We start from the raw sequence: 23,602 nt of genomic DNA, 5'->3' as shown, positions 1-23,602 counted from the left end.
GGTGGTGGCCGGGGGCGTGAAGGAACCCGCCCACCCGTCACGGAGCGTGCACACGATGCACGTCGCCGGACCGGGGAACAGCGAACGCGGGAACCCAGCGCATCCAACACCGTTCGGGGTGCGCGCAGTTCCGGGAGCCGGCATCAGATGCCACTCCTGGACACTGTTTAGGAACGGTATACGGGCCCCGACGGACGGCGGACGGCCGTCGACGACCCGTGGTGGTGACCCGTGCCCGTGCAGAAGACGAGCGTGCTGGTGCTGGACTGCGCCGAACCCGAGGCGCCGGCGGAGTTCTACGCGAACCTCATGGGCGCCGAGGCGCGCCGGGGCGTGGACCCGGACTTCATCGAGGTGACCGGTGGGGAGGGGATCCGCCTGGCGATGCGGCGCGATCACGGCTTCACGCCGCCGAGCCGGCCCCGCCCGGACGACTCGCTCCAGGCGCACCTGCACATCCTGGTCCCGCGGGACGGCATGGACGAGGCCGAACGCGAGGCGGTCGGGCACGGGGCGCGCCCGGTCGGCACCAAGGACAACGGCGGCCCGCGCGACGTGCGCCTGTACTCCGATCCGGCCGGGCACACCTTCGCGCTGGTGGCCGGGAGGGCCGCACCGCCGGCTGACGGACGGCGCGGCCCGGACGCGCCCCTACGGTGCGAGGACCTCGGTGGTGCGGGCGGCCGAGTCGTAGCTGCGGGCACCGGTCAGACGGCCCCGCACCGGCCCCCGCAGACCGGCGGGCAGCAGCTCCGCGTCCGGCCGGTCCCAGGCCGGGCGGCGGCTGCGTCCGAGGGTGATGTGCGGGACCCAGCGGCCGGGGGCGTGCAACGGGTTCGTCCCGCCGGTCTCCGGTGAGGCGGCCAGCGCCCGCCAGATCGCCGCATGCAGCCGCAGCAGCTCCGGATCCGGCCGCACCGCCCAGGCCAGGACGTGGGTGCGGCCCGCGAAACGCAGCAGCCCGTCCAGGCACAGCCCCAGCGGCAGGGCGGCCAGGGCCTCGGTCACCTTCTCGCGCGCCGCGTCCGGGAGCGCGCCGGCGGCGGCCAGGGTGAGGTGGGGGCGGTTGGTCGGATGAGTGTGCGCCTCCTGGCTGGGCATCCCCGCCGCGGCCAGATGGCGCCACGCCCGGCACACGGCCAGGTCGCCCGAGCCGTCCGGAAGCAACTCCACGGTGCGCACACGGGCCAGCCTACGGCCAGGCCTGGGCCGGCGCAGTACTGTGCGGTGGACCGCACGGTGTGCGCGGCCTGCACGGACGGCCGGGAGTGAGGGGAAGCGCCCATGAGCCAGTGGGGAGACGGGCCCGCCGAGCCCGTCACGGCGGTCGGCCCGCGTCCGGTCGGGCGGGCACTGCTGACGCAGTCCTGGCGCGACGTGACCTTCCTGCACTGGCCGGTGGCACCGGCGGCGGTCGCCCCGCTGCTGCCCGCCGGGGTCCGTCCCGACGTCCACGAGGGCACCACCCACGTGGGGCTGGTGCCCTTCCGGATGCACGGTCTGGGCTTCGGCCGCGGGCCGGGACTGCCGTACCTGGGAAGCTTCCCGGAGACCAACGTGCGCGTGTACGGCGTGGACCGGCGGGGGCGGCGCGGGGTGGTGTTCCTGACGCTGGAGTGCGCGCGGCTGCTGCCGGTGCTCGGGGCGCGGGCCGCGCTGCGCCTTCCGTACCGATGGGCCTCCATGCGCCGCCGCGCCGGGCACGACCGCGACCTGCTGTGGACCAGCGCCAGGATCGGGCCGCGCGGCCGGGGCCGTCCGGCCACCCGGATCCGGGTGCGGGTGGGGGAGCGGATCGCCGGGCCCACCGCCCTGGAGCACTTCCTTACGGCCCGCTGGGGGCTGCACACGGCCTGGTACGGCGGCAGGACGGTGTACCTGCCCAACGTCCACGAGACCTGGCCCCTGCACCGCGCCGAGCTCCTGGAGTGCGAGGAGGACCTCGTCACCGCCTGCGGGCTGCCCGCCCCGGAGGGGCCCCCGTCAGCGTGCTGTACGCGCCGCGCGTGGACGTCCGCTTCGGCCCGCCCCTGACGGACGTGCGCTGACGCGCCCCGCCGCTCCCGCGGGACCGGGGCCCGGCCCCGCGGGAGCGGCGGTCAGGTCTGCTTGGCCACCACGGCCTCGACGAACCGGCCGACCTCGGCCTCGGGGAGGCTGCGCGCCAGGTCGGCCTCGCTGACCATGCCGACCAGCCGCTTCTGCTCGTCGATGATCGGCACCCGGCGGATCTGGTGCTTCTCCATGGTGTCCAGCACCTTCTCGACGTCCGTGTCGGCGGTCACCGTGAACGTCCGTCCCTGGGCCAGCTCACCGGCGGTCATCCTGGCCGGATCGCTCCCGGTGGCCAGGCACTTCACCACGATGTCGCGGTCGGTGATGATCCCGTGCAGCTTGTCGTCGTCGCCGCATATCGGCAGCGCGCCCACGTCGAGGTCGCGCATGCGCCGTGCCGCGGCGTCCAGAGTCTCGTGCTCCCCGACGCACTCCGCGCCGGTGTGCATGATGTCCCGGGCAGTGGTCATGGCAGTCTCCTCGCATCGGAAATGCGGTGAATGAGGTGAACGCTGTGGACCCGGCGGGCTCGGCGGGTTCGGCCGATCCGGCGAACGCGGTGGGCCCGGCTTCGGGGTAAGGCCCGGGCGCCTGGGCGCCCCGGCCTCCTCGGACACCCGGACCGGTACTCCATTCTGGTCCGTTCCACCGAGTCCCGCATCCGGACGGCGAAGCGCCGCGTCAGGCGGTGCGCCCGCCCGCGGCGGGGACGGTGAAGACCGGGCAGCGCGCGTGGTGGAGCACGCCCTGGCTCACCGAGCCCAGCAGCATCCCGGTGAAACCCCCGCGCCCCCGGGTGCCCACGACCAGGCCGAGAGCCTGCTCGGACGCCTCGGCCAGGACCTGCACTGGGTGGCCCTGTACGAACTCGTGCCGCAGATCCACCTCCGGATGCGCGGCGGTGCGGCCCGCGACCGACTCCGACAGCAGCCGGCGGGCCTCCTGCTCGGCCGCGTTCTCGTCCAGTGAGCCCAGCAGCGGCGGATGCCACACGTACAGCGCCCGCAGCGCCGCGCCGCGCAGTGATGCCTCCTCGAAGGCGAAGTCGACGGCCGCGGCGGAGTCCGGACTGCCGTCGACGCCCACCACGAGGTACGGCGGCTGCCGGGTGACGTGCTCCGGCTCCCGCAGGACCACCACCGGGCACGTGGCGTGGGCGGTGAGCGGCAGGCCCACCGCGGTGGAGCCGAACAGTTCCTGCGCGGAGGACAGGTGCCAGGAACCCACCACGGCCATCGCCGCGTTCCGCGACTCCTCGCGCAGCACCCAGGCGGGATGCCCCTCAGCCAGCAGCCAGGAGACCTCCACCCGCGGTTGCCGCTCCCCGGCGAAGGCGACCGCGTCCTCCAGCACCCGCTCGCCGGCCTCGTGCAGCGCCTCGTTCCACTGCTCCCAGGACGGCCGCAGCTCCGACGACCAGTAACCGCCGGTCGGCACGCCCTGGGCGTGCACCACGCGCAGCGGCAGGCCCCGCCGGGCGGCCTCGTCCGCGGCCCAGGCGAGGGCTGCCCGCCGGGAGGGGTCGGGGTCCACGCCCACCACGATCGGCCGACGCCCCTGTGAACTCGCCATAGCCGCCTCCGGGGTAGTCTCTCGCCCCCCCTCGTCTCCCCAGTCTGTCAGCGCCCCGCCGGTCGCGCCCGCCGGTCGCGCCCGCCGGGCGGGCGGGCCGCAAGCGGCCGAAGGCCGTTGTCTACAGGCCCTGGGCCAGCAGGATCTCGTGCGCCAGCCTGGCCCCGCGGGCCGCCTCCTCGGGCAGCGCCGTGTCCTGGGAGGGGGGCTGCTCCAGGCTCCGGGCCAGTGCCCGGACGGCCTCGGCCAGTGCCTGCACCTGCGTCTCCAGCACCTCCACCCGAGCCTCCTGCGAGCTCTGCGGGCCGTGACCCGGGGGCTGCTCGTACGGGCTGTTCGCGGTCATGTCGGCACCTTTCGTCCATCGGCCCCGAGGATCGTTCTGCGGCCGGCCGCCGGCGTCCGGGCCGGCGCGGGTCTCCCGGGGCGCCGGCCGGCCCGCGGCCGTCTCCTTCGGCCATCCTCTTCCAGTCTGCTCCGGCCCGCGCGCCGGCGGATGACTCCGGCCGGGCCGCTGAGCCGGTCCGGTGAAGCGGCACCGAGGGGGTAGGCGGTGCCGGAGGGAGCGGACGACCCGTGAGGAGGACCGCATGCCGGCACACCGCGCATCCCGGAGCAGGACCGCGACGCGGGAACGGGCGTCCTGGCCGTCCCTGGCGCTGTTCACCGCTCTCGCCTACGCCGCCGCGGCGGTGGGGGCCCTCGCCGCCGCGGACTCCGGCAGGGTCTACCAGTCCCTGGACCGCCCCGTCTGGGCGCCGCCGTCCTGGCTCTTCGGCCCCGTGTGGACGGTCCTCTACGCGCTCATCGGTCTCAGCGCCTGGCTGGTCTGGCGTGCCAGGGGGCCGCGGGCCCGCACCGAGCTGGGGCTGTGGGGCGTCCAGCTGCTGCTCAACGCGGCGTGGACCCCGCTGTTCTTCGGCGCCCGCCAGTACGGGCTCGCCTTCGCCGACATCTGTCTGCTGCTCGCCGCCGCCGGTGCGACGGCGGTGGCGTTCCACCGCGTCCGCCCGGCGGCGGGATACCTGCTGGTGCCCTATCTGCTGTGGACGGCCTTCGCCGCCGCGCTCAACCTGAGCATCTGGCTGGCGCAGACCTGACGGCCCGGTGCGGGCGCCGGCCCGTCGGCGCCCGCACCGGCACCGGTCAGCCCGGCACCACGTGGAAGAAGTGGGTCGGTAGCTGGACGGCGACGGACTCGTGGACCACCGCGCACACCGCCGTGCCCCCGGGCTCGTCGAAGGTCCCCGGCGGCGGCTCGGCGACCTTGATCACCGAGTGCTCGGCGTCCAGGAGCACGGCGGCCATGGCGAAGTCCCCGACCAGCGCGCAGCCGGGCGCGACCTGCCGGTGGCGGCAGACCATGACGCCCTCGCGGGCCAGGTCGGCCAGCAGGCTGCCGGAGCCGACCAGCTGCCCGTAGTAGTCGCGGGGGTTGACCATCACCGCGTGCCCGGTCCCGCCGGTCTGCTCTATCTCGTCGAAGGCGGCGAGCAGGCCGGCGGCGTACGAGCCCCGGTAGGGCAGGGGCGCCACGTCCGGATGGCGCAGCACGTCATGGGTGAGCGCCCGGTTCTCCGCGGTGCCCAGCCGGACCATCAGCCGCCGGTCCACGAAGGCGGCCAGGGCCGCCGGGTCCCCGGCGAGCCCGTCGGGGATCCGCACCCAGGCGGTGATCGGTGCGACGTGGTGGTCGGCCGGGGCGAACAGGAACGAGTCCTCGCGCAGCCGGCCCTCGCGGGCCGGCGCCTCCCCGGGCGGTCTGGTCTCGAACCAGGTGCGCACCGCACCGGAGCCGGCCCGCTGCCTGCGGAACAGGTGGCGGGCCGTCAGCCGGTGCCTCTCCTTCCCCGGCTGGAAGGAGTCGGTGACGGTGAAGCCGAAGTGGACCTCGGCCCTGTCCGGCGACTGGACGAAGGCCCGGGCGAACTCCTCGCCCGGTGAGGGCGCGGCGGCCGGTGCGGTCGCGGCCGGCGGTGGGCCGCCCTGTTCGGTGGCGGTCGCGGTGGCGTTCATGGTCCGGTCCCTCCTGGTACTGGGCCCGCGGGTCTCACGGGGCGTGTCACAGGGCATGTCACGGGGGGTGTCGCAGGCCGTCTCACAGTGCGTGCTCGATCAGCCGCTCGTAGTACGGCAGATGGTGTTCGTGGAAGGAGCGCAGCCGTTCGTCGTTGTCGACGGTGACGGCGTACTCCCGCTCCGGCGCCCGGAAGGCCGAGCTGGCCATGACGTCCAGGTGCCAGCGCCGGTTCGGCCGCCACTCGGCGCGCTCGCCCGGCCGCCAGCTCAGGGCCTCGGGGACGTAGGGCAGTCCGACCCGCTCGCAGTAAGCCGAGACCACCCCCGCCGGATCGGCCAGCAGCCGTTCGGCGCGGACCACCACCGGGCGCTCGCCGGTGGTCCTCCAGGCGAGCTCGAACAGGTCCCACTGGTGCTCGTAGCCGATCTCGGAGCAGGTCACCTCGGGTTTGACCGCGTGGTGCGAGGCGATGGCGCGTGCCGGGTCGCGGACGATGAAGGTGTGCCGGAAGCCCGCGATCCGCTCCGGGTGGTCGAACAGGTGCTGGTAGTGGTACTCCAGGGTGTCCTTGAAGAACACCGGCCGCTCCCGGCCCAGCGCCGCGAGGTGGGCCAGCAGATCGCCGGGGGAGCGGAGCACGGCCGTGCCCCCGTCCGGGCCGGGCACGGACACCTCACCGTGGTCGGTGAGCAGCACCAGCGGCTCGTGCACCACGGTCACGTCCCCGCGTTCGGCCATCATGCGCAGGAAGGCGGTGGAGACCGCCCGGGGGTGCGCCCACATGGCTATGACGCTCACATCGACCACTCCGTCGGGCGGCGGTCCCAGCGGTGGCCGCGCAGCTCGTCCAGCATGGGGCGGTCCAGCCGCCGGCCGTCGGAGACGGCCAGGTTGGCGTGGACGTGCTCCGGCCTGCGCATGCCGGGGATGACGGTGCCGACGGCCGGGTGGTGGAGGATGAAACGCAGCGACAGCTCGGGCAGTGTCATGCCCTCGGGCAGCACCTTCTTCAGCCGCTCGGCGCGTTCGACCGTCGGGCCCAGGTTGTCGGGGCCGAAGTAGACCGCCCGCCAGTCGTCCTCGGGGAAGACGGTGTCGCGGGTGAGCCTTCCGGTGAGACCGCCCTCGTCGAAGGGGACGCGGGCGATGATGCCGATGTCGTCGAGCAGCGCGCGCTCGAACAGTTCGTCCTCGGGAGCCTGGTCGAAGATGTTGTAGATGACCTGGACGACGTCGACCAGGCCGGTGTCGATCGCCCGCAGGCAGTTCTCCGGCTCCCAGCGGTTGACGCTGAGGCCGAAGCCCTCGATCACACCCTCGGCCTTGAGGTCGGAGATCACCCGCTGCCAGCGCTCGTCATCGCTCCACCGGTCCTCCCAGACGTGGAACTGCAGCAGGTCGATGCGGTCGGTACCGAGGTTCTCCAGGCTGCGGTGGACGTACTCGCGCACATGGCCGGGCGGGAAGACGTCGTCGAGGGTGTCGTCCGGGCGCGGCGGCCACTGCCGGTTCAGCGGCGGGACCTTGGTGGCGACGTACAGCCGGCGTCCGGGGTGCCTGCGCAGCAGGTCGCCCAGCATCCGCTCGCTGACACCGCGGCCGTAGACCCAGGCGGTGTCGAAGAACGTGCAGCCCAGCTCGACCGCCAGGTCCAGGCAGTCCGGCGCCGTGTCGTAGTCCCAGCCGGTGAAGCCGCCGGGGCCGCCTCCGATGCCCCACATGCCGTAGCCGATCTCGCTGACGTCCCAGCCGAGCCGGCCCATGCTTCGGTAGTGCACTGTCGTCCTTTCGGTTCGTTCTCTCGGAACTCTCGGGTTCGGGTGTGCTCTCGGTTCGTCCGGTCGCCCGGCGCGCCGTTCAGGAGGTGAGTGTGGCGCTGTAGGCGGCGACCGCCGCCTCCAGCGGCCCCTCGCGCAGACCGTGCCGGGTATCCAGGGCGGCGCACGCCTTCCTGGTGAACAGGCCCGGATTGTCCGACAGCAGGTGCCGGAAGTCCGGCGGCCGGCCGGGCGCGGCCGACGGCAGGGCCGTCAGCAGGGCGTGCAGCACGGCCGCGGCCGATTCCCTGTCGCCGTCCGCCGCCTCCCGCAGCGCCGCCGCGAACTCCTCCGCCGGCACCGTGCGCAGGGTGCGCGCACCGCCGGGAGCGGCCAGGTCGAGCGCGGCGAAGTCCACACCGCCGGGGCGGAAGACGTGGTACACGCCGTGGCCGGGCGGCCCGGGCGGCGGCTCGGTCAGCGCGGCGACCAGCCGGGCGGCCGTCTCGTCCACGGGGGTGTAGTCGGAGACCATCGGCACGCCGGGCCGCAGGCCCAGCTGGAGGAAGGCCGACAGCAGCAGGTGGGTGAGCGCCGCGGGATTGGGCACGCCGTTGTCGGCCGCCGGCATCACCTCGCCCAGCCGGTGCACCACCACCGGGGCGCCCAGCCGCCGCGCCGCGAGCACCATGCGCTCGGCCACCCACTTGGACCGGCTGTAGCCGCTGGCGGGCAGGGCCGCGTCGCGGGGGTCGAAGTCCTCGCCCACCGGCTCCGCCGCACCGGCCGCGTGCCGGTCCAGAACGCCGAGGGTGGAGATGTGGTGCAGCGGCTTGGGCCGCCCCGACAGGGCGAAACGCAGCACCTCGGCCGTGCCGGTGACATTGGCAGGGCGGTGGGAGCGGTAGTCCAGCAGGAAGTTGACCAGCCCTCCGATGTGCAGCACGGCGTCGCACCCGGCGGTGAGGGACTCCCACCGCGGGCGCGGCCAGCCGAAGCGGGGCCGCTCCAGATCTCCCCGGCGGGCCTCGACGCGCACGGCGACGTCCGCGTCCCACAGCCCCTGCGAACGCAGGGTGCGCGCCAGCCGCTCCCGGGCGTGCGCGTCGTCACGGGCGCGCACCAGGCACACCGCGCGCGCCCCGGTCGAGGTCACCAGCCGGTGCACGGTCCGGGCCCCGACGAAGCCGGTGGCCCCGGTGACCAGGACGGTGCGTGGCGGTACGGCCGGGACCGCTCCCGCCGCCCGGCGGGCCAGGCGGGTCAGATCCGCCGGAAGCCGGGCGTCGAGCTCCATCGAGCGCTCCTCGTCCACGGCGGGCGCCCCGGGCCCTTCGCCGCCGTGCGCGCCGGATGTGTGCAGGACCGCCGCGAGCCGCTCGGGCGTGCGGTGCTCGTAGACGTCGGACAGGCTCACACAGACGCCCACGGCCTCCCGGATGCGCAGCGTCGCGCTCATGGCGGACAGTGAGTCGCCGCCGCGCGCCAGGAAGTCGTCGCCGGCCCGGAAGTCGGGCAGTCCGAGCACCGAGCCCATCACATGCGCGATGTGCTGGGCGGGGGACCGCGCGCCCGACGGCCCGCGCACGGCCGGTCTCGCCTCGGACTCCAGCTTGTCCTCCACGATCGCGCGCAGCGCGCGCAGATCCACCTTGCCGTTGTCCGTCAGCGGCAGGGCCTGGAGCACGAAGCAGTGGCGCGGTACCTGGATGCGGGGCAGCACGGACGCCAGATGGGCGCGGAGCGCCGCCGGAGTGACGCCCGGCTCGGCCGCCGCCGCGACCACCAGCCGGGTGCGCCCGGCCCGGCGCACCGTCATGGCCTTGGCCTGGACGACACCGCGGCAGCCCTCGGCGGCGTTCTCGATCTCGGCCGGCTCGACGCGGACGCCGTCCACCTTGGCCTGCCGGTCGCGCCGCCCGGCGAAGCGCAGCAGCCCCCGCTCGTCGTACCAGCCCAGATCACCGGTGCGGTACAGCCGCTCGCCGGCGACCGAGGGGAAGGGATTGGGCACGAACGCCCGCTCGGTACGCTCCTGATCGCCCAGGTAGCCCGCCCCCACGCAGGCGCCGCCGACCAGGATCTCGCCGGTGGCGCCCGCGGGCAGGGGCCGCAGCGCGTCGTCGACGACGAGGGCGTGGCAGTTGTCGATGGGCCGCCCGAGCGGTATGTGATCGCCCTCGTCGCCCCGGACGCGGTGGAAGACCATGCCGATGGCGGTCTCCGAGGGCCCGTAGCCGTTGTAGACCTCCAGGCCGGGGACCATCTCCCGCAGCCGGTGGACGGCGCGCGGCACGATCTCCTCGCCGCCGACCACCAGATGCCGCAGGGAGGAGACCCGGCGCACGGCCGCGGGGTCGGACTCCAGCAGGGCCACCAGCATGCCCAGGATCGCCGGGACGAAGTCGGTGACCGTGACCCGGTGGCGGTCGATGGTCTCCACCGTCCGCTCCAGGTCGAGGAACTCGCCCTGCTCGGGGACGACCGTCCGCCCGCCGGTGGTCAGCGGCCACAGCAGCTGCCAGATGGCGGAGTCGAAGGTGTGGCGGCTGTTCTGGAGCACCACCTCCCCTCCGGTGGCGCGGAGGCGGCGGCTCATGAAGCGGAACCGGTTGGCCAGGCCGCCGTGCAGGTTGAGGGCGCATTTGGGGGCACCGGTCGTGCCGGAGGTGAACACCCCGTAGGCGGTGTCGCCGGGGCCGGGCAGGACGCCGGGACGCTCGGTGCTCGGCGTGATCCCGGCCGCGCGCACGACCGTCGCCGGCCGGCCGGCGCACACCGGCGGCCCGGAGGTCAGGACGAGCGGCGCGTCCAGCGTCCGCAGCACCGAGCGCAGCCGCTCCTCCGGCCACACCGGGTCGCACAGTGCGAACGCCGCACCGGTCTTCATCAGCGCCACCACGCACAGGGGGAGTTCGACGCTGTTGCCCACCACCACGGGTACCACCGAGCCGGGGCCCGCGCCGGCCGCCGACAACCGCGCGGCGAGCCCGTTGGCGAGCGCGTCGAACTCCGCGTACGTCAGGGTCCTCTCCTCCCGCGTCCCCCGCCAGACCAGGGCGGGGCGGTCGGGGGTCCGGTCGGTCTGTTCCTCGATGAGCGCGGTCACGGGACGGTAGGGGCCGTGGTCGACGCTGCCGCCGGCGGAAAGCCGGAGGTCGTCCGACGCGTCTGTCGACATATCTGTGCACTCCCTGCTGGTGACGGGACGGCGCGCTGAAGGGGAGCCGCGCGGGTCACGGACGGGGGGTAAGGTCCGGGACCAGGGGGGCGAGCGCGGGTGGCGGCCCGTCCCCCACGGCGAGGGCGGCGAGCAGGGCGCCCGCCGCGGGAGCTGTCTGGATTCCGTATCCGCCCAGTCCGGCGAGCCAGTGGAAGCCGGGTGCGCCGGGGTCCGGGCCGATGACGGGCACGTCGTCGCGGGGCGAGGTCCGCAGCCCGGCCCAGGCGTGTCTTATGTGCCGGACGCGGAGGGCGGCCACCGCCTCGAAGCGGTGGACGGCGACGGCCACGTCGAGGTCGTCGGGACGTACGTCGCCGGGCGGGGCCGGGACCGCGTCCACCGGGGACAGCAGCAGCCCGCCCGACTCCGGTCTGGCGTAGAAGGTGTCCGCCACGTCGCAGACCATCGGCCAGCCGGACGCGTCGAGACCGGGCGGCAGTCCGGCGACGGCGGCGGTACGGCGGCGCGGCACCAGCCCGGCCGGCGCCGCGCCCGCCAGCCGGGCCACCTCGTCGGCCCAGGCCCCGGCCGCGTCGACCACGGCCGCGGCGCGGAACTCCCCGGCCGGCGTGGCCGCGTACCAGCGGTCGCGCCGCCGTCGCAGGGAGCGGACCCGGGCCCCGGTCACGACGGTCCCGCCCGCCGCGCGCAGACCGCGCAGGAAACCCTGGTGGACGGCGTCCACGTCGATGTCGCACACCCCCGGCCGGTACAGGGCGCGGCCGAAGGAGTCCGGACGCAGCACCGGGCACAGCTCCACGGCGCGGGCCCGGTCGATCTCGACGGCCGGTTCGGGAGCGTCCGCCCCCTCGGCCAGTGCCTGTTCGAACAGACCGGAGCTCCCCGGGGTCTCCAGGGCCAGGACGCCGCGCGGACGCAGCAGGGCGGTGGGGGAGAAGCCCTCGGGAGGATCGGTGTAGAAAGCGCGGCCGGCCGCGGTCAGGGCCCGCACCACCGGGCCGCCGTAGTACTCGGAGAACACCGCGGCGGACCGCCCGGTCGAGTGCGCGCCCGGGACGTGCTCGGCCTCCAGCAGCGTCACCCGGCCGTGCCGGGCCAGGAACCAGCCGGCCGCGGCGCCCGCGATGCCGCCGCCGACCACCAGGAAGTCGTCCACACCGCTCACCCCTCGTCCGGTCCGGTCTTCTGCCCGGCGTTCCCGGTGCTCCCGGCGGCCTCGGTGGCCGAGAGGCGCATGCCGTTCGAGACGTCCGCGGTGGCCTTCCCCGGCACGGCGAAGGCCGCCGGCAGCAGCGACAGCGCGGTGACCGCGGCCGCCGCGAGGAAGCCCTGGGCGATCCCCTGGGACAGCGCCGCGTCCGAGGCCTCCGCCCCCCTGTGCCCGGCGGCGCCGGCCGCCGCCCAGACGACGGCGCCGAGCACGGCCAGTCCCGTCGCGCCACCGATCTGCCGGGCCATGGTGAGCAGGCCCGACGCGGCGCCGGAGTCCTCGTCGGCGACGTCCGCCAGGGCGGCCAGTGTCAGGGGGACGCCGGTGACGCCGAGCCCCGCGTAGACCAGCACGGTCGGTGCGAGCATGCCGGTGGCGTAACCGCCGGACTCGCCGATGCGCGACAGCCACGCCATTCCGGCGGCCGCGGTCAGCAGACCGCAGCAGACCAGCGCACGGGCCCCCATCAGGGCCACCAGACGCGGACCGATCCTGGCCCCGGCGACCAGCAGGCAGGTCAGCGGGAGGTAGACGACCGCGATCCGCAGCGGGTCGTACCCCCACACCCGGCTGAGGAAGAGGGTGAGGAAGAAGAAGACGCCGAACATGGCGGTGCTGGTCAGCGCCAGCACCGCGTAGACGCCGGCCCGCCGCCCGCCGGCGAACAGCCGCAGCGGGACCAGCGGCTGCGCCCCGCGCCGCTCGACCGCCACGAAGACCGCCAGCAGCACGGTCGCGGCGCCCAGCGCGGCGAGCACCTCCGCCCGCGTCCAGCCGCCGTGCCCGGAGGAGGCGGAGACCAGTCCGTACACCAGCAGCAGCGCCGCCAGGGTGCCGGTGACGGCGCCGGAGGCGTCGAACACCCCGTGCCGCCGGGGCGCTTCGGGCAGCACCCGCCGGGTGAGGGCCAGGAGCACCACCCCGATCGGCACGTTGACGAGCATCACCCAGCGCCAGGACAGCCAGGTGGTGATCACACCGCCCGCCAGCAGGCCCAGGCCGCCGCCGGCCGTGGCGACGGCCGTGTACCAGCCGATCGCCCGGTCGCGCTCCGGACCCTGGCGGAACGTCACGGCGATCAGTGACAGCGCGGCGGGCGAGGCCGCGGCGGCGCCCGCGCCCTGCGCCGCGCGGCACACCACCAGCAGCCACGGCTGGGAGGCGAGGCCGCCCAGCAGTGAGGCGCAGGTGAACAGCGCCAGCCCGGCCGCGAACATCCGCCGCCGGCCCAGGATGTCCCCGGCCCGCCCGCCCAGCATCAGCAGACCGCCGAAGGCGATGGAGTACGAGGCGACGACCCACTCCAGGCCCGCTCCGTCCAGCCCCAGGGAGCGCCGGATGCTCGGCAGCGCGACGTTGACGATGGTGGCGTCCAGCAGGAACATCAGCTGCGCCGCGGAGATCACCGCCAGCGCGGCCGACCGCCGTCGCGGGGCACGCCCTCGCTCCTGGGCGTCCGCCGCGGCCCGGGCCGCCGCCGTCATCGGCGCGCGGCGCGTTCGTACTCGATCTCCAGACGGCGGCGCAGCGGGTGGCGCAGGATTTTGCCCAGCGAGTTCCTGGGCAGCTCCCACACGAACTGCACCCGGTCCGGCCACAGGGCCCGGGCCACCCTCTCCTCGGCCAGCAGCGCGTGCAGCGACTTCAGGGTGGGCGGCTCATCGCCCGGCACCACCACGGCGCACACCAGTTCCGCACCGGGCACCTTCGGGTCCGGGTAGCCCACCAGCGCGACCTCCTTCACCAGGGGGTGCCGCACCAGCACGGACTCCACGTACAGCGTGGAGACCTTCATGCCGTTGGCCCGGGTGATCTGGTCGACGCTGCGGCCGGTGATGCGGATGCCGCCGCGCCCGTCGTCGCGGGCCAGGTCGGTGGTGTCGAACCAGCCCTCCTCGTCCAGGCACGCCTGGTAGACCTCGCGCTGGCCGAGGTACCCCAGGCACTGGGAGGCGCCGCGCACCAGCAGCCGGCCGGTGTCGTCGCCGGGCGCGGCGTCGATGCGTATCTCCATCGACGGCTCGGGGCGCCCGTCGCTGTGCGCCGCCCAGCCCTCCGGGTCGTCCGCGCGGGTCACGGTGACCGCGCCGTTCTCCGTCATGCCCCACAGGGCGCGCACCGGGACGCCGAAGACCTCCCGCATCTCGGCGATCAGCTGGGGCGCGATCGGCGCCGATCCGGAGACGACCTGCACCACGCCGGAGGTGTCGCGCGGCTTCCCGCGCTGCGCCTCCAGCATCGAGACCAGAAACGCCGGCGGCACGTACGCCCAGGTGACGCGGTGCTCGGCCAGCAGGTCCAGCAGCAGCTCCATGTCGCGGCCCGCCTCCTGCATCACGCAGGTGGCGCGCAGCAGCAGCGGCATGTAGCAGGCGTAGGTCAGCCCGGCCATGTGGGTGGCGTAGTTGGGGATGGAGATGACGTCGTCCGCGGTGAGCCGGTGCGGTACGGAGACCGCGAGCACGGCCGCGTGGAGGGTGTTCTGACTGTGCACCACGCCCTTCATCCGGCCGGTGGTGCCTGAGGTGTACAGCAGCAGCGACGGGTCGTCGGGCCCCAGCCGGCCGGCCTCCGGGACGGTGCGGCGCTCCTCCCAGGGCGTGCGGACGAAGAAGTCCTCGAAGTCGACCGCGCCGGTCGCGGCGGCGTCGCCGACGACCACCCGGTGCTTCAGGGAGGCGGGCGCGGCCGCGGCCAGACGGGCGCCGTAGTCCGTCCCGTCGACGCGGTCGGCGGTCACGCAGACCTTCGCCTCGCTGCGGGTGAGCACGTCCGACAGCTCCCGCACGTCGAGCGCGGGGATGACCGGGCAGCCGACAGCGCCGACGCGGTGGCACGCCAGGTACAGGGGGGTGAGCATCCAGCGGTTCGGCAGGTAGAGGGCGACCACATCCCCGCGCCCCACGCCGAGTTCGGCCAGGGCGGCGGCGAAGCGCTCGACCAGGCGCCGGAGCTCGGCGTAGTCGATGGTGCGCGAGCGATCCCGGCCCTCGTGGGCGATGATCGCGGGATGTCCGCCCCTGAGGCGCGCCGCCTCGTCGAGGTCGTCGAGGAACGTCTCCTCGCGCCACCAGCCCGCGGCCCGGTACTCGGCGGCCTGTTCGGGTCTCGGCCCGACCAGCGTGTCCCAGTCGCCCACAAGCGGTCCCTCTCGTACTCGAGCACGAATCCGACCGCCGATCCTAGAGTACGGGACACGGATCGCGGTACCCCCTTCGAATAACATCCTCTTCGGCGGCCGTGTAATTCACGTAAACGTGCCGCAAAAGCGACAGGAGTGGGCATGGCGGCCCATCGGGGAGCAACGGTCTTTCGCTGCGGCGGAGGATTTGATGCCTTGACAGATGGGAAGTGGCGGAGTCAGGCTGCGCCGTGCGTCAGACGCTGTCCGCAGCGCACGAGAGCGCCTCTGGAGGCACCGTGAAGATTGGCCTGCTCGGATGGGACTATTCCGGGATCGACCCCGATGGAACGAGCCTGGTGGAATACGGTCGGGAGCGCGGTCACGACACCTCCTTCTTCACGCTCGAGGAAATCGCGTACCACCCCGGACCGGAAGGGGTGGAACTGACTTTGAAGGGGGAGCCGGCCACTTCCTTCGAAGCGGTGATCAACCGCTCGAAGCTCTACGGGGACGACTGGCGCGACCGGGTCGAACGGCTGGCCATGCTGAGCAACGTCCCAGGTCCTATGCTGTTCGACCCTGTGGACGTGTGGCTGACGGGCTACAGCAAGTTCCTCATGGCGCAGAAACTGGCCGCGGCCGGACTGCCTGTCCCGCCGGTGCGCTCGGCGGTGTCGCTCACGGATGTGGAGACGGCCTTCGAGGAATGGGGAGACATCATCCTCAAACCCTCCTACGGATACCGGGGACAGGATGTCGAACGCATCCATGATTTCGGTTCGCAGAAAGAAGTGGCTGAGGATCTGCTGGCGCGTTTCTCCACCGTTCTCTGTCAGCCGTACTATCCGACGGAGGGCGGTGAATACCGCATCAGCGTGGCAGGGAATACCACGCCGATAAACATGCTCAAGCTCCCTCCGGTCGGTTCCTGGCGCTGTAAGACGCTGGAGGGTGCGAGTTTCGAGAGGATCGACGCTCCGGAGGAGCTGGTCGATCTGTCGGTCCGTGCCACCCGGGCCCTGGGAATGACCCTCTCGGGGTTGGACGTACTTCCCCACGAGGGCGGTTACATGATTCTCGAGGTCAATCCCGTTCCCGGTTTTCTGAGCGTCCTGGGCGCGGAACAGCACCGGCAGGTGCTGGCCGGCGTCTACGACTGGGTGGAGCGGAAGGTCCAGGAGGCCCCCTCCGCCTGACGGCGGACCGCCGAACCCCGCTTCGGCCGCCGGCCGGAGCACCGGCCGTACGACACCGAGCACCGGGAGAACCATGCGCTACACGACCTTCGGACGGAACACGGGGCTGCGGGTCTCGGAATTCGCCCTGGGGACCGCCAACTTCGGTGCCGCCTACGGCGGGAACGCAGGCGGCGCCGACCTGATGTGGAGCAGACGGGGCGACGGCGCCGACCGGGAGGAGGCCCGCAGGATCTTCGAGCGCTTCGCCGCCGCCGGCGGCACCCTGATCGACACCGCCGACTGCTACCACTTCGGCCAGGCCGAGCGCCTGCTGGGCGAGTTCCTCGCCGCCGACCGCGACCACTTCGTCCTGGCCTCGAAGTACAGCGGCGGAGACTCCCGGAACCCGGGGATCTCCGACACCGGCAACAGCCGCAAGAACATGATCCGCTCGGTCGAGGGCAGCCTGCGCCGCCTGAACACCGATCACATCGACCTGTACTGGGCGCACTTTCCCGACGACCTCACCCCCACCGAGGAGATCCTGGCCGCCGTCGACCACCTGGTGCGCAGCGGCAAGATCCTCTACGCCGGGCTGTCGAACTTCCCCGCCTGGCGGACCTCCCGCGCCGTCACCATCGCCGAACTGCGTGGCTGGTCGCCGGTCGTCGGCATCCAGGCCGAGTACAACCTGCTCAACCGCACCGCCGAGCGCGAACTGCTGCCCATGGCCGAAGGGCTCGGCCTCGGGGCCGCCCTGTGGTCGCCGCTGGGCGGCGGGCTGCTGACCGGCAAGTACCGCCGCACCGAGACCGGCTGGGTCAGCGACGAGAACCGCCGCCACCCCCGGAACAACACCGACCGGATCGCGGCCGTCGTCGACGCCGTACGGGAGGTGGCCGACGAGGCGGGCACCGCGCCCGCCCGGATCGCACTCGCCTGGCTGCGGGCCCGCGCCGCGCGCTCCACCACCGCGCTCGTCCCCGTCATCGGCCCGCGCAGCACCGCCCAGCTCGAGGACTACCTCGCGGCGCTCGACATCGCGCTCACCGAAGAGCAGACGCGCCGCCTGGACAAGGCGGGAGAGATACCGCTCGGCACGCCGCACGAGATCAACGCACTGGTGCGCGAGTCCGTGCTCGGCGGAGAACCGGACCGGGTGGCCGCCCGCGCCGTACCGGTGGCCTAGGGACGAGCCCGGCGGAGGCGTCGGCTCAGGCACCGGTCCGCCTCCCGGACCGGGGGGCGGACCGGGTCACCTCTGCCAGGAACGGCGCCCGGTACGGCGCGGTGGAAACCGGGGAGTCGCTGATCAGACGCCCCGCCAGCGGACGCTCCGGGGCCGCGCCGGGACCGGCGTAGGCCAGCACGAGGGCGGGATCGCCCAGGGTGCGCAGGGAGAGCACCAGATCCGCCTCGTCGTGGCCGTCCGGATCGCCGAACTCCTGGGAGGGGACGGCGGTGAAGCCCATACCGGTCTTGAAGTGGAACAGGCCCGGCCGGGTGAGGTGGCCCAGCAGGTTCGGCTCGTTCCCCAGCGTCACCCGGGTGCAGCCCTTGGCCCGCGCGACGCGCATCGCGGAGAAGTACAGGGCGCGGGCGAGGCTGTGCCTGCGCCATTCGGCGCTGACCGCGGAGAAGCGCACCACCGCGGCGTCCCTCTCGGGCAGTTCCAGCACCAGGCAGCCCCCGGCCAGCTCGTCCCCGGCGTACGCGAAGACCCCGCAGAACTTCTCCGGTCCGTGCAGCACGGCGTCCCGGTACCCGAGGGCGAAGGGGACGCCGAAGCGCATCCGGGCCACACGCTCCCGGTAGAGGGCGAGGAACGCCTCCAGGGTCCGCTCCGAGACCGGATCCTCGACCACCTCGCGCAGCCCGGCCGCCTGGGCCCGGCGGCAGGCGCGCCGTACGTCCTGCCGCGCCTTGGTGTCCAGCCGGGCCAGGAACTCCTCCTGACCGCCGCCCAGTTCGGCCACCCAGGTGACGGTGGCGGGCTTGCGCAGAAAGCCCCGTCCGGCCAGTTCGTCCCACAGTCCGGCCGGCGGGCGTTCCATCCTGACCACGTCCACGTCCACGCCCGCGCCCGCGCCCGCCGTCCAGGGCTCGGCGGCCAGCTCGTGCGGCTCGATCAGGGCGAGCGACAGGCCGTATCTGTCCACGATCTCCATGCACCACTCCCGGGCCGGACGGTTGGCTGCTGCCGGGCGCCGTGCCGGTCCTCCCCGGCCGGGGAGGACCGGCACGGCGCGCTGTCTTTCTCCGGAGCGCTCAGGCCCGCCGGGCCAGGCGGTCCCCGAAGCACTCCAGCGCGCGGGACCAGTTGCCCGCGTACTCGGTGACCAGCTCCACGAACTCGGCCGCCCGCGCGCCGTCGTCGACCAGGCTCGTCATACCGGTCTCGTCGTCGCTGACCTGCTGGGCGTGGACGGTCTCCGCCTTGATGTGGGCGTCGATCCAGGCGAACTGCTCCTTGTCGGTGAAGATCTGCTCGCCGCCGGCCAGGACCTTGGCGTACATGCGGCGGAAGCCCACCGCGATGTCAAGGGCGATGGTCTCCACGACCCGCAGTTGTACCGCCGCTCCCAGCGGCGAGACCGCCAGGCGGTCCATGTTCTCCAGCAGGTCCTTCACGGGGGCGGGGAGTTCGGCGGCGGCCCGCCGCTCCTCCTCGGACACGTGCGGCAGCAGCGGGGCGATGACGGTGTCCTCCCACCACACGTAGTGGATGCCGGCCGGTCCGCGCGGCGCCACTGCCCGGAACTCCGGGGCGGCGTTGTCCAGGTCGTCGCCGATGACCTGGTACACCGTCTGGAAGGCGCCCAGGACCTCGCGGGAGGGGTTCTCGCCGGCGAAGGAGCGGGCCATCACACCCAGCCCGGCCAGGGTGGTGAACATGAATCCCTTGGTCATCGCGCGCCACCACTCGGCGACGGCGAGTCCGGCCTGCGGGCTGACGGCCTCGACGCTCCGCGCCGTGCCGAAGAAGCCGTTGTCCGCGCGCCGCAGGCGCGCCTTGTCGAGCTCCTCCTCGATCCGTTCGTCGAGGGTGTCGCGGTCGGCGGGCGAGAACTCCGGGGCAGTGGTCACGATCACTCCAGGGGGTCCGACGGGTGGTGTGCGCAGGGGTACGGGTGGTGCACGGGAGGGGGCGTTCGGACACGGACGGCGCAGGGCCCCGCCGCAGGGCCCCGCCGGGCCGGGTACGGGGGCCGGTGACGGGAGCGGCCTAGACGCCCAGCCGCTCCTTGACCTCGGCGAAGAACGGCACGTACCGGTAGTCCCGGGCCACCGGGTCGTAGTCGGTGTACCGGTTGGTGAACTCCAGCAGCCGCCCCCGGACGGCCTCCACCGGCTCCCGGTGGATCGCGGCCTCGATGCGCTGGATCTCGCCGAGGAACTCGGCCAGGACCGTGGGGACCGCCGCGCCGAGCCCGATCACCCCGTCCCTGACACGGATGCCTCCGTGCTCGCTCAGATAGCCGAAGAGCAGCTGGGACGCCACGGCGTCGTAGTTGGGGCGCGGGATGCCCTCCACGGCGTAGCGCAGCAGCCGCTCCGCCAGGATGTACTCGTAGGCGGTGTGCGCCTCCTCGCGCGGCAGCGCGCGGTCGTTCAGCAGGGCCAGCATGGCGGAGACGTCCACGCGCAGCTCCTCCAGACCCGCCAGCGGCTTGTACTTCTTGGCCGACAGGAACTCGGGGATGGGCATGTCGCCCTGCCGGTGGTGGTATTCGTGCAGTCGCACCCACCAGGACGAGGCCTGCCGTATCCGCTCGTCCGGCGCGCCCTGGATGCGCGGGAAGCTGTCCTCGGCCATCACCGCGCCGATCATCTTCCGGGTGATGCGGTTGTGCCGTTCGACGAACTTGTCGATGAAGTAGAAGATCAGGTCGTCCGGCCGCTGGAGGCCGTCGATGTGGTTCTCGGGGAAGAGCGCCACCACCACGCGCGAGGTGAAGCCCTGCGACCGCCCGGTGATGACGACCGGGGCCGTCGGACTGGCGTAGCGCTCGGCCAGGTGGGGATCGGCGGGCAGTTCCTCGTAGGTGAGGTAGTCCAGCGACAGCTTCGGGAAGTAGGAGGCGTCGAAGAGGGAGAAGACGTGGTTGTCGCGGCGGCCGTTGATGTGCCCCTTGACGGCGTCCAGCCGGTCGCCGGGGGCGAAGGAGCCGATGTCCTCCAGGAAGGCCCGCACCACGGGTCTGCGGGACAGTTCCGGGGATCCCTCGATCCGTTCGGCCAGGATCTTGAGCGTGTCCCTCTCGCGGAACGACGAGCGGTCCGGAAACTCCCGGCGGATCGCGTCCACTTCCGTGAACACCGCCTCCATCCCGTCCTCCGGGACATCCCCGCCGCTCTTTCCGTTCCTGCCGCTGTCGTGCCTCACACAGCCTCCCGGGCGCCGGCGATCGAAGCCGGCACGAGTCGCTGATCGAACTCCCGCGGCGGACCGGTGGGGTCCGGCCGGGGGACGGTCCGGCCGACCGGACCGTCGGGTGACGACGCCGGTCGACGCGCGTTGAACCGGGGACGGTCGGTCGCCCGCCGATTCCTCTTCCTCGCAGGTGTTCAGGTGTTCGGGTACGTGCTCGGGTGCGGCGCCCGAGCAGGACACAGGGCCGCCGCGGTCGCCGGGGAGCCGGTGACCACGCAGGAGCGTAGCCACGATCACGTGACCTGACCAGACGTTCGATCACGCGAGTGCGGTCGTTCTTCCGGAGGCGCGGTGCCCATGGCGGGCAACCGTGACATCGGCTCAGGATCCCCGCCGGACAAGGCGGAACGGGACACTCCGGTAACGGGTGAACCGTCCGCCGGGCGGGAAGGGACAGCCGGTGAGCCGTCGAGGAGAAGGGGAGGAGGAGAGGATGTGGAGGACCCGTCGCACACCGCACGCGAGCTGTGGGCCCTGCTCGAACCGCTCCACGCGGTGACCTACTTCGCGCCGGAGGCCCGGGAGGCGTTCGAGGACGCGGGGCTGCGCGGCTTCTGGCGCGGTTACTTCGCCGGGCGCGCCGCGCCGCTGGGGGAGACCGGACCGGAACCGGTCACGGCCGCGTTCTTCGGCTTCTCCCCGGCCATGGTCGCCCGGGCCCTGCCCGGCCTCTGGGCGGCGGTGACGCCCGAGCGGGCCCTCGACGCGCGGCGCACCGGGGCGGGCGCGGCGCTGCGGCGCCTGCTGTCCGGGTACGGCCGCGAGGTGGAGGAGGCGGCCGGTCTCCTGCTGCCCGTGCTCCGGGAGCTGGACTGCGCCGGGCGAGTGCTGGCCGCGGCCAACCGGGCGCTGCCCGTTCCTCCGGACCCGGTGGAGCGCCTGTGGCACGCGGCGACCGTACTGCGCGAACACCGAGGCGACGGCCATGTCGCGGCCCTGGTCGCCGCGGGATTCGACGGCTGCGAGACCCTCGTCCTGCGGGCGGGCATCGACCTTCCCCGCGGCGAACTCCAGCCCCACCGGGGCTGGAGCGACGAAGAGTGGCGGGCCGCGGAACGGCGGCTGGCCGCCCGCGGCCTGCTGGGGCCCGGCGGCAGGGCGACACCCGAGGGCCGGCTGGTCCACCGTGCCGTCGAGGAGGCGACCGACCGTGCCGCCGCACGTCCCTGGCAGGGACTGGACGAGGCGACGGGGGACCGGCTGCGCCGGCTGCTCGGCCCCATGGCCCGCGCGAGCGCCGCGGCGCTGCGGTTCCCCAACCCGATGGGGCTGCCGGCGCCGGCGGGGGAGACGGCGGACACGTCCGGCCCCGGAACGCCCGGAAGCGGCCGGAGCGCTTAGCGCGCGCGGCCCCGACCCCGGTCCCCGTCCGGGCGCACGAAGACCGGTGGTGTACCGCCTGTCGTGGCGTAGGGCCCCGGGAACGGGCCGGGAGCCTGGCTGAAGCGAGACCGCTGCCTCGGAGCCAAGATCGATAAACATCTGACGATCAAGAGCACCCGATGGTGTGAGAAGAATTGGATCACCATGGCCCTCGCCCGCGGCGCCCGCCTAGCGTGCTGCTCGACCGCCGAGGACCCCACGCCCGGAGCCGGGCCCTCGCCGTATGTCCCACCCGCGCACGTCCACCCGAAGGAGACACGGCCGATGTCGGTAGAAGCAGCCGGTGAAGCGCAGCAGGACCAGAGCCTCAGCCTCGGCACCGCCGCCGCGCGGAACCTCGCCACCACCACCAAGTCCGTACCCCAGATGCAGGGCATCACCTCACGCTGGCTGCTCAAGGTGCTCCCCTGGGTGCAGACCGAGGGCGGTGTCTACCGTGTCAACCGCCGTCTGACCTACACGGTCGGTGACGGCCGGATCGAGTTCGTGAAGACCGGCTCACGCGTCCAGGTCATCCCGCGGGAGCTGGGCGAACTCGCGGTACTGCGCGGCTTCGAGGACGTGGGCGTGCTGACGGCCCTGGCCAACCGCTTCGTCCAGCGCGACTTCGAGGCGGGCGAGGTGCTCGCGGAGGAGGGCGGCGCGGCCGACCACATCTATCTGATCGCGCACGGCAAGGTGCAGAAGACCGGCAGCGGCCCGTACGGCGAGCCCACCCGTCTGGGCGTGCTCGGCGACGGGGACCGCTTCGGCGAGCAGAGTCTGCTCGACGGCGAGGCGGTCTGGGAGTACACCGCCAAGGCCGTCACCGGCGGCACTCTCCTCGCCCTCCAGCGGCGGGAGTTCACCTCCGTCATGGAGAGCTCGCCCGCTCTGCGGGACCATGTCGCGCAGTTCGCCGCCCTTCCCCGGCAGCGGCAGAACGAACGGGGCGAGGCCGAGATCGCGGTGGCGTCCGGCCACAGCGGAGAGCCCGAACTGCCCGGCACGTTCGTGGACTATGAGCTCCGTCCGCGCGAGTACGAACTCAGCGTCGCCCAGACCGTGCTGCGGGTCCACACCCGCGTGGCGGACCTCTACAACAAGCCGATGAACCAGACCGAGCAGCAGTTGCGGCTCACCGTCGAGGCCCTGCGCGAGCGCCAGGAGCACGAGCTGATCAACAACCCCGAGTTCGGCCTGCTGCACAATGCCGAGTACAGCCAGCGGATCCAGACCCACTCCGGACCGCCGACCCCGGACGACCTGGACGAACTGCTCAGCCGTCGCCGTGGCTCGAAATTCCTTCTGGCCCACCCGCGCACCATCGCCGCCATCGGCCGCGAGATGAACGCCCGCGGCCTCTACCCCGACCACGTCGACCTGATGGGCAACCACGTCCCGGCCTGGCGGGGCGTGCCGATCCTGCCGTGCAACAAGATCCCCATCACCAGGGAGCGCACCAGCTCCGTCATCGTCATGCGTACGGGAGAGGACGACCAGGGCGTCATCGGCCTGCACCAGACCGGTATCCCCGACGAGTACGAGCCCGGCCTGTCGGTGAGGTTCATGGGCATCGACGAGAAGGCGATCATCTCCTACCTCGTCACGGCCTACTACTCCGCCGCGGTGCTTGTGCCCGACGCGCTCGGCGTCCTGGAGAACGTCGAGATCGCCCGCGAAGGGGAGTGATGGGCGGTCGGGA

Annotated in this window: 20 protein-coding genes and 1 pseudogene; 7 read left to right on the top strand and 14 right to left on the bottom strand. The window is 73.4% G+C overall.

Features of this window, described 5'->3' with window-relative positions; genetic code table 11:
* Positions 1-231 precede the first annotated feature (231 nt).
* Positions 232-597 (top strand): annotated as a pseudogene (locus tag IQ279_RS25150) (VOC family protein); the annotation flags it as partial.
* A 54-nt stretch (positions 598-651) separates the two neighbouring features.
* On the opposite strand, the gene IQ279_RS25145 reads toward IQ279_RS25150, so the two are convergent.
* Positions 652-1,182, bottom strand: a complete 531-nt coding sequence (locus IQ279_RS25145) for a 2'-5' RNA ligase family protein (protein ID WP_206351608.1) — start codon at positions 1,180-1,182, stop codon at positions 652-654.
* A gap of 102 nt (positions 1,183-1,284) precedes the next feature.
* Between IQ279_RS25145 and IQ279_RS25140 the strand changes: the two genes are divergently transcribed.
* Positions 1,285-2,034, top strand: coding sequence for a YqjF family protein (locus IQ279_RS25140; protein WP_307792532.1), 750 nt, complete (start codon positions 1,285-1,287; stop codon positions 2,032-2,034).
* Positions 2,035-2,099: 65 nt separating this feature from the next.
* On the opposite strand, the gene IQ279_RS25135 is transcribed toward IQ279_RS25140, so the two are convergent.
* The 3 genes from IQ279_RS25135 to IQ279_RS25125 form a co-directional block, all read right to left on the bottom strand.
* Complete coding sequence (locus IQ279_RS25135) at positions 2,100-2,525, bottom strand: CBS domain-containing protein (RefSeq protein ID WP_206351607.1); 426 nt, start codon at positions 2,523-2,525, stop codon at positions 2,100-2,102.
* A gap of 211 nt (positions 2,526-2,736) precedes the next feature.
* Positions 2,737-3,627: a universal stress protein gene (locus IQ279_RS25130; RefSeq protein WP_206351606.1), complete on the bottom strand. Its 891-nt coding sequence runs from the start codon at positions 3,625-3,627 to the stop codon at positions 2,737-2,739.
* A 121-nt stretch (positions 3,628-3,748) separates the two neighbouring features.
* Positions 3,749-3,973 (bottom strand): hypothetical protein, encoded by a 225-nt coding sequence (locus tag IQ279_RS25125; protein ID WP_206351605.1) that lies wholly within the window; start codon positions 3,971-3,973, stop codon positions 3,749-3,751.
* A 244-nt stretch (positions 3,974-4,217) separates the two neighbouring features.
* On the opposite strand from IQ279_RS25125, the gene IQ279_RS25120 reads away from it, so the two are divergent.
* Positions 4,218-4,727, top strand: a complete 510-nt coding sequence (locus IQ279_RS25120; protein WP_206351604.1) for a TspO/MBR family protein — start codon at positions 4,218-4,220, stop codon at positions 4,725-4,727.
* Between the two features lie 46 nt (positions 4,728-4,773).
* On the opposite strand, the gene IQ279_RS25115 is transcribed toward IQ279_RS25120, so the two are convergent.
* The 7 genes from IQ279_RS25115 to IQ279_RS25085 form a co-directional block, all read right to left on the bottom strand.
* The gene (locus IQ279_RS25115) at positions 4,774-5,643 is read right to left on the bottom strand and encodes a family 3 encapsulin nanocompartment shell protein (RefSeq protein WP_206351603.1); all 870 of its coding nucleotides are present in this window, start codon (positions 5,641-5,643) and stop codon (positions 4,774-4,776) included.
* An 82-nt stretch (positions 5,644-5,725) separates the two neighbouring features.
* Positions 5,726-6,445 carry a sulfotransferase-like domain-containing protein gene (locus IQ279_RS25110; RefSeq protein ID WP_206351602.1) on the bottom strand — a complete coding sequence of 240 codons (720 nt, stop codon included), beginning with the start codon at positions 6,443-6,445 and terminating at the stop codon, positions 5,726-5,728.
* Positions 6,442-7,425 carry an aldo/keto reductase gene (locus tag IQ279_RS25105; protein ID WP_307792531.1) on the bottom strand — a complete coding sequence of 328 codons (984 nt, stop codon included), beginning with the start codon at positions 7,423-7,425 and terminating at the stop codon, positions 6,442-6,444. The genes IQ279_RS25110 and IQ279_RS25105 overlap by 4 nt, the downstream gene beginning before the upstream one ends.
* A 79-nt stretch (positions 7,426-7,504) precedes the next feature.
* Positions 7,505-10,585, bottom strand: coding sequence for a non-ribosomal peptide synthetase (locus IQ279_RS25100; RefSeq protein WP_206351601.1), 3,081 nt, complete (start codon positions 10,583-10,585; stop codon positions 7,505-7,507).
* A 55-nt stretch (positions 10,586-10,640) separates the two neighbouring features.
* The gene (locus IQ279_RS25095) at positions 10,641-11,753 is read right to left on the bottom strand and encodes an NAD(P)/FAD-dependent oxidoreductase (RefSeq protein ID WP_206351600.1); all 1,113 of its coding nucleotides are present in this window, start codon (positions 11,751-11,753) and stop codon (positions 10,641-10,643) included.
* Positions 11,750-13,282, bottom strand: a complete 1,533-nt coding sequence (locus tag IQ279_RS25090) for an MFS transporter (protein WP_206351599.1) — start codon at positions 13,280-13,282, stop codon at positions 11,750-11,752. The genes IQ279_RS25095 and IQ279_RS25090 overlap by 4 nt, the downstream gene beginning before the upstream one ends.
* Positions 13,279-14,937 carry an AMP-binding protein gene (locus tag IQ279_RS25085; protein WP_206351598.1) on the bottom strand — a complete coding sequence of 553 codons (1,659 nt, stop codon included), beginning with the start codon at positions 14,935-14,937 and terminating at the stop codon, positions 13,279-13,281. Before IQ279_RS25085 ends, IQ279_RS25090 begins: the two co-directional genes overlap by 4 nt.
* A gap of 281 nt (positions 14,938-15,218) precedes the next feature.
* On the opposite strand from IQ279_RS25085, the gene IQ279_RS28715 reads away from it, so the two are divergent.
* Positions 15,219-16,118 carry an ATP-grasp domain-containing protein gene (locus IQ279_RS28715; RefSeq protein ID WP_206351597.1) on the top strand — a complete coding sequence of 300 codons (900 nt, stop codon included), beginning with the start codon at positions 15,219-15,221 and terminating at the stop codon, positions 16,116-16,118.
* Between the two features lie 73 nt (positions 16,119-16,191).
* Positions 16,192-17,289, top strand: coding sequence for an aldo/keto reductase (locus tag IQ279_RS25075; RefSeq protein WP_206351596.1), 1,098 nt, complete (start codon positions 16,192-16,194; stop codon positions 17,287-17,289).
* Positions 17,290-17,314: 25 nt separating this feature from the next.
* Here the strand turns inward: IQ279_RS25075 and IQ279_RS25070 are convergent, their stop codons facing one another.
* From IQ279_RS25070 to IQ279_RS25060, 3 genes are all read right to left on the bottom strand, one after another.
* Entirely contained in the window at positions 17,315-18,268 is a 954-nt protein-coding gene (locus IQ279_RS25070) for a GNAT family N-acetyltransferase (protein WP_206351595.1), read from the bottom strand.
* Between the two features lie 100 nt (positions 18,269-18,368).
* On the bottom strand, positions 18,369-19,187 hold the full coding sequence (locus IQ279_RS25065) for a DUF6202 family protein (RefSeq protein ID WP_206351594.1): 819 nt from the start codon (positions 19,185-19,187) through the stop codon (positions 18,369-18,371).
* Positions 19,188-19,326: 139 nt separating this feature from the next.
* Positions 19,327-20,487 carry a DUF6421 family protein gene (locus IQ279_RS25060; RefSeq protein ID WP_307792530.1) on the bottom strand — a complete coding sequence of 387 codons (1,161 nt, stop codon included), beginning with the start codon at positions 20,485-20,487 and terminating at the stop codon, positions 19,327-19,329.
* Positions 20,488-20,970: 483 nt separating this feature from the next.
* Between IQ279_RS25060 and IQ279_RS25055 the strand changes: the two genes are divergently transcribed.
* Positions 20,971-21,876 carry an SCO6745 family protein gene (locus IQ279_RS25055; RefSeq protein ID WP_206351593.1) on the top strand — a complete coding sequence of 302 codons (906 nt, stop codon included), beginning with the start codon at positions 20,971-20,973 and terminating at the stop codon, positions 21,874-21,876.
* A gap of 306 nt (positions 21,877-22,182) precedes the next feature.
* Positions 22,183-23,589, top strand: coding sequence for a family 2B encapsulin nanocompartment shell protein (locus IQ279_RS25050; RefSeq protein ID WP_206351592.1), 1,407 nt, complete (start codon positions 22,183-22,185; stop codon positions 23,587-23,589).
* Positions 23,590-23,602 lie beyond the last annotated feature (13 nt).

Origin of the sequence: Streptomyces verrucosisporus, assembly GCF_017114865.1 — a bacterium.
GTDB classification, from domain to species: domain Bacteria; phylum Actinomycetota; class Actinomycetes; order Streptomycetales; family Streptomycetaceae; genus Streptomyces; species Streptomyces fenghuangensis.
This window is presented reverse-complemented; position numbering and strand designations above follow the sequence as displayed.

What these genes read in the sequence shown, in the direction of transcription:
- IQ279_RS25140 (WP_307792532.1), top strand. Translation starts at nt 1,285, where the DNA reads ATGAGCCAGTGGGGAGACGGGCCCGCCGAGCCCGTCACGGCGGTCGGC.
- IQ279_RS25135 (WP_206351607.1), bottom strand. Translation starts at nt 2,525, where the DNA reads ATGACCACTGCCCGGGACATCATGCACACCGGCGCGGAGTGCGTCGGG.
- IQ279_RS25130 (WP_206351606.1), bottom strand. Translation starts at nt 3,627, where the DNA reads ATGGCGAGTTCACAGGGGCGTCGGCCGATCGTGGTGGGCGTGGACCCC.
- IQ279_RS25125 (WP_206351605.1), bottom strand. Translation starts at nt 3,973, where the DNA reads ATGACCGCGAACAGCCCGTACGAGCAGCCCCCGGGTCACGGCCCGCAG.
- IQ279_RS25120 (WP_206351604.1), top strand. Translation starts at nt 4,218, where the DNA reads ATGCCGGCACACCGCGCATCCCGGAGCAGGACCGCGACGCGGGAACGG.
- IQ279_RS25115 (WP_206351603.1), bottom strand. Translation starts at nt 5,643, where the DNA reads ATGAACGCCACCGCGACCGCCACCGAACAGGGCGGCCCACCGCCGGCC.
- IQ279_RS25100 (WP_206351601.1), bottom strand. Translation starts at nt 10,585, where the DNA reads ATGTCGACAGACGCGTCGGACGACCTCCGGCTTTCCGCCGGCGGCAGC.
- IQ279_RS25090 (WP_206351599.1), bottom strand. Translation starts at nt 13,282, where the DNA reads ATGACGGCGGCGGCCCGGGCCGCGGCGGACGCCCAGGAGCGAGGGCGT.
- IQ279_RS25075 (WP_206351596.1), top strand. Translation starts at nt 16,192, where the DNA reads ATGCGCTACACGACCTTCGGACGGAACACGGGGCTGCGGGTCTCGGAA.
- IQ279_RS25070 (WP_206351595.1), bottom strand. Translation starts at nt 18,268, where the DNA reads ATGGAGATCGTGGACAGATACGGCCTGTCGCTCGCCCTGATCGAGCCG.
- IQ279_RS25050 (WP_206351592.1), top strand. Translation starts at nt 22,183, where the DNA reads ATGTCGGTAGAAGCAGCCGGTGAAGCGCAGCAGGACCAGAGCCTCAGC.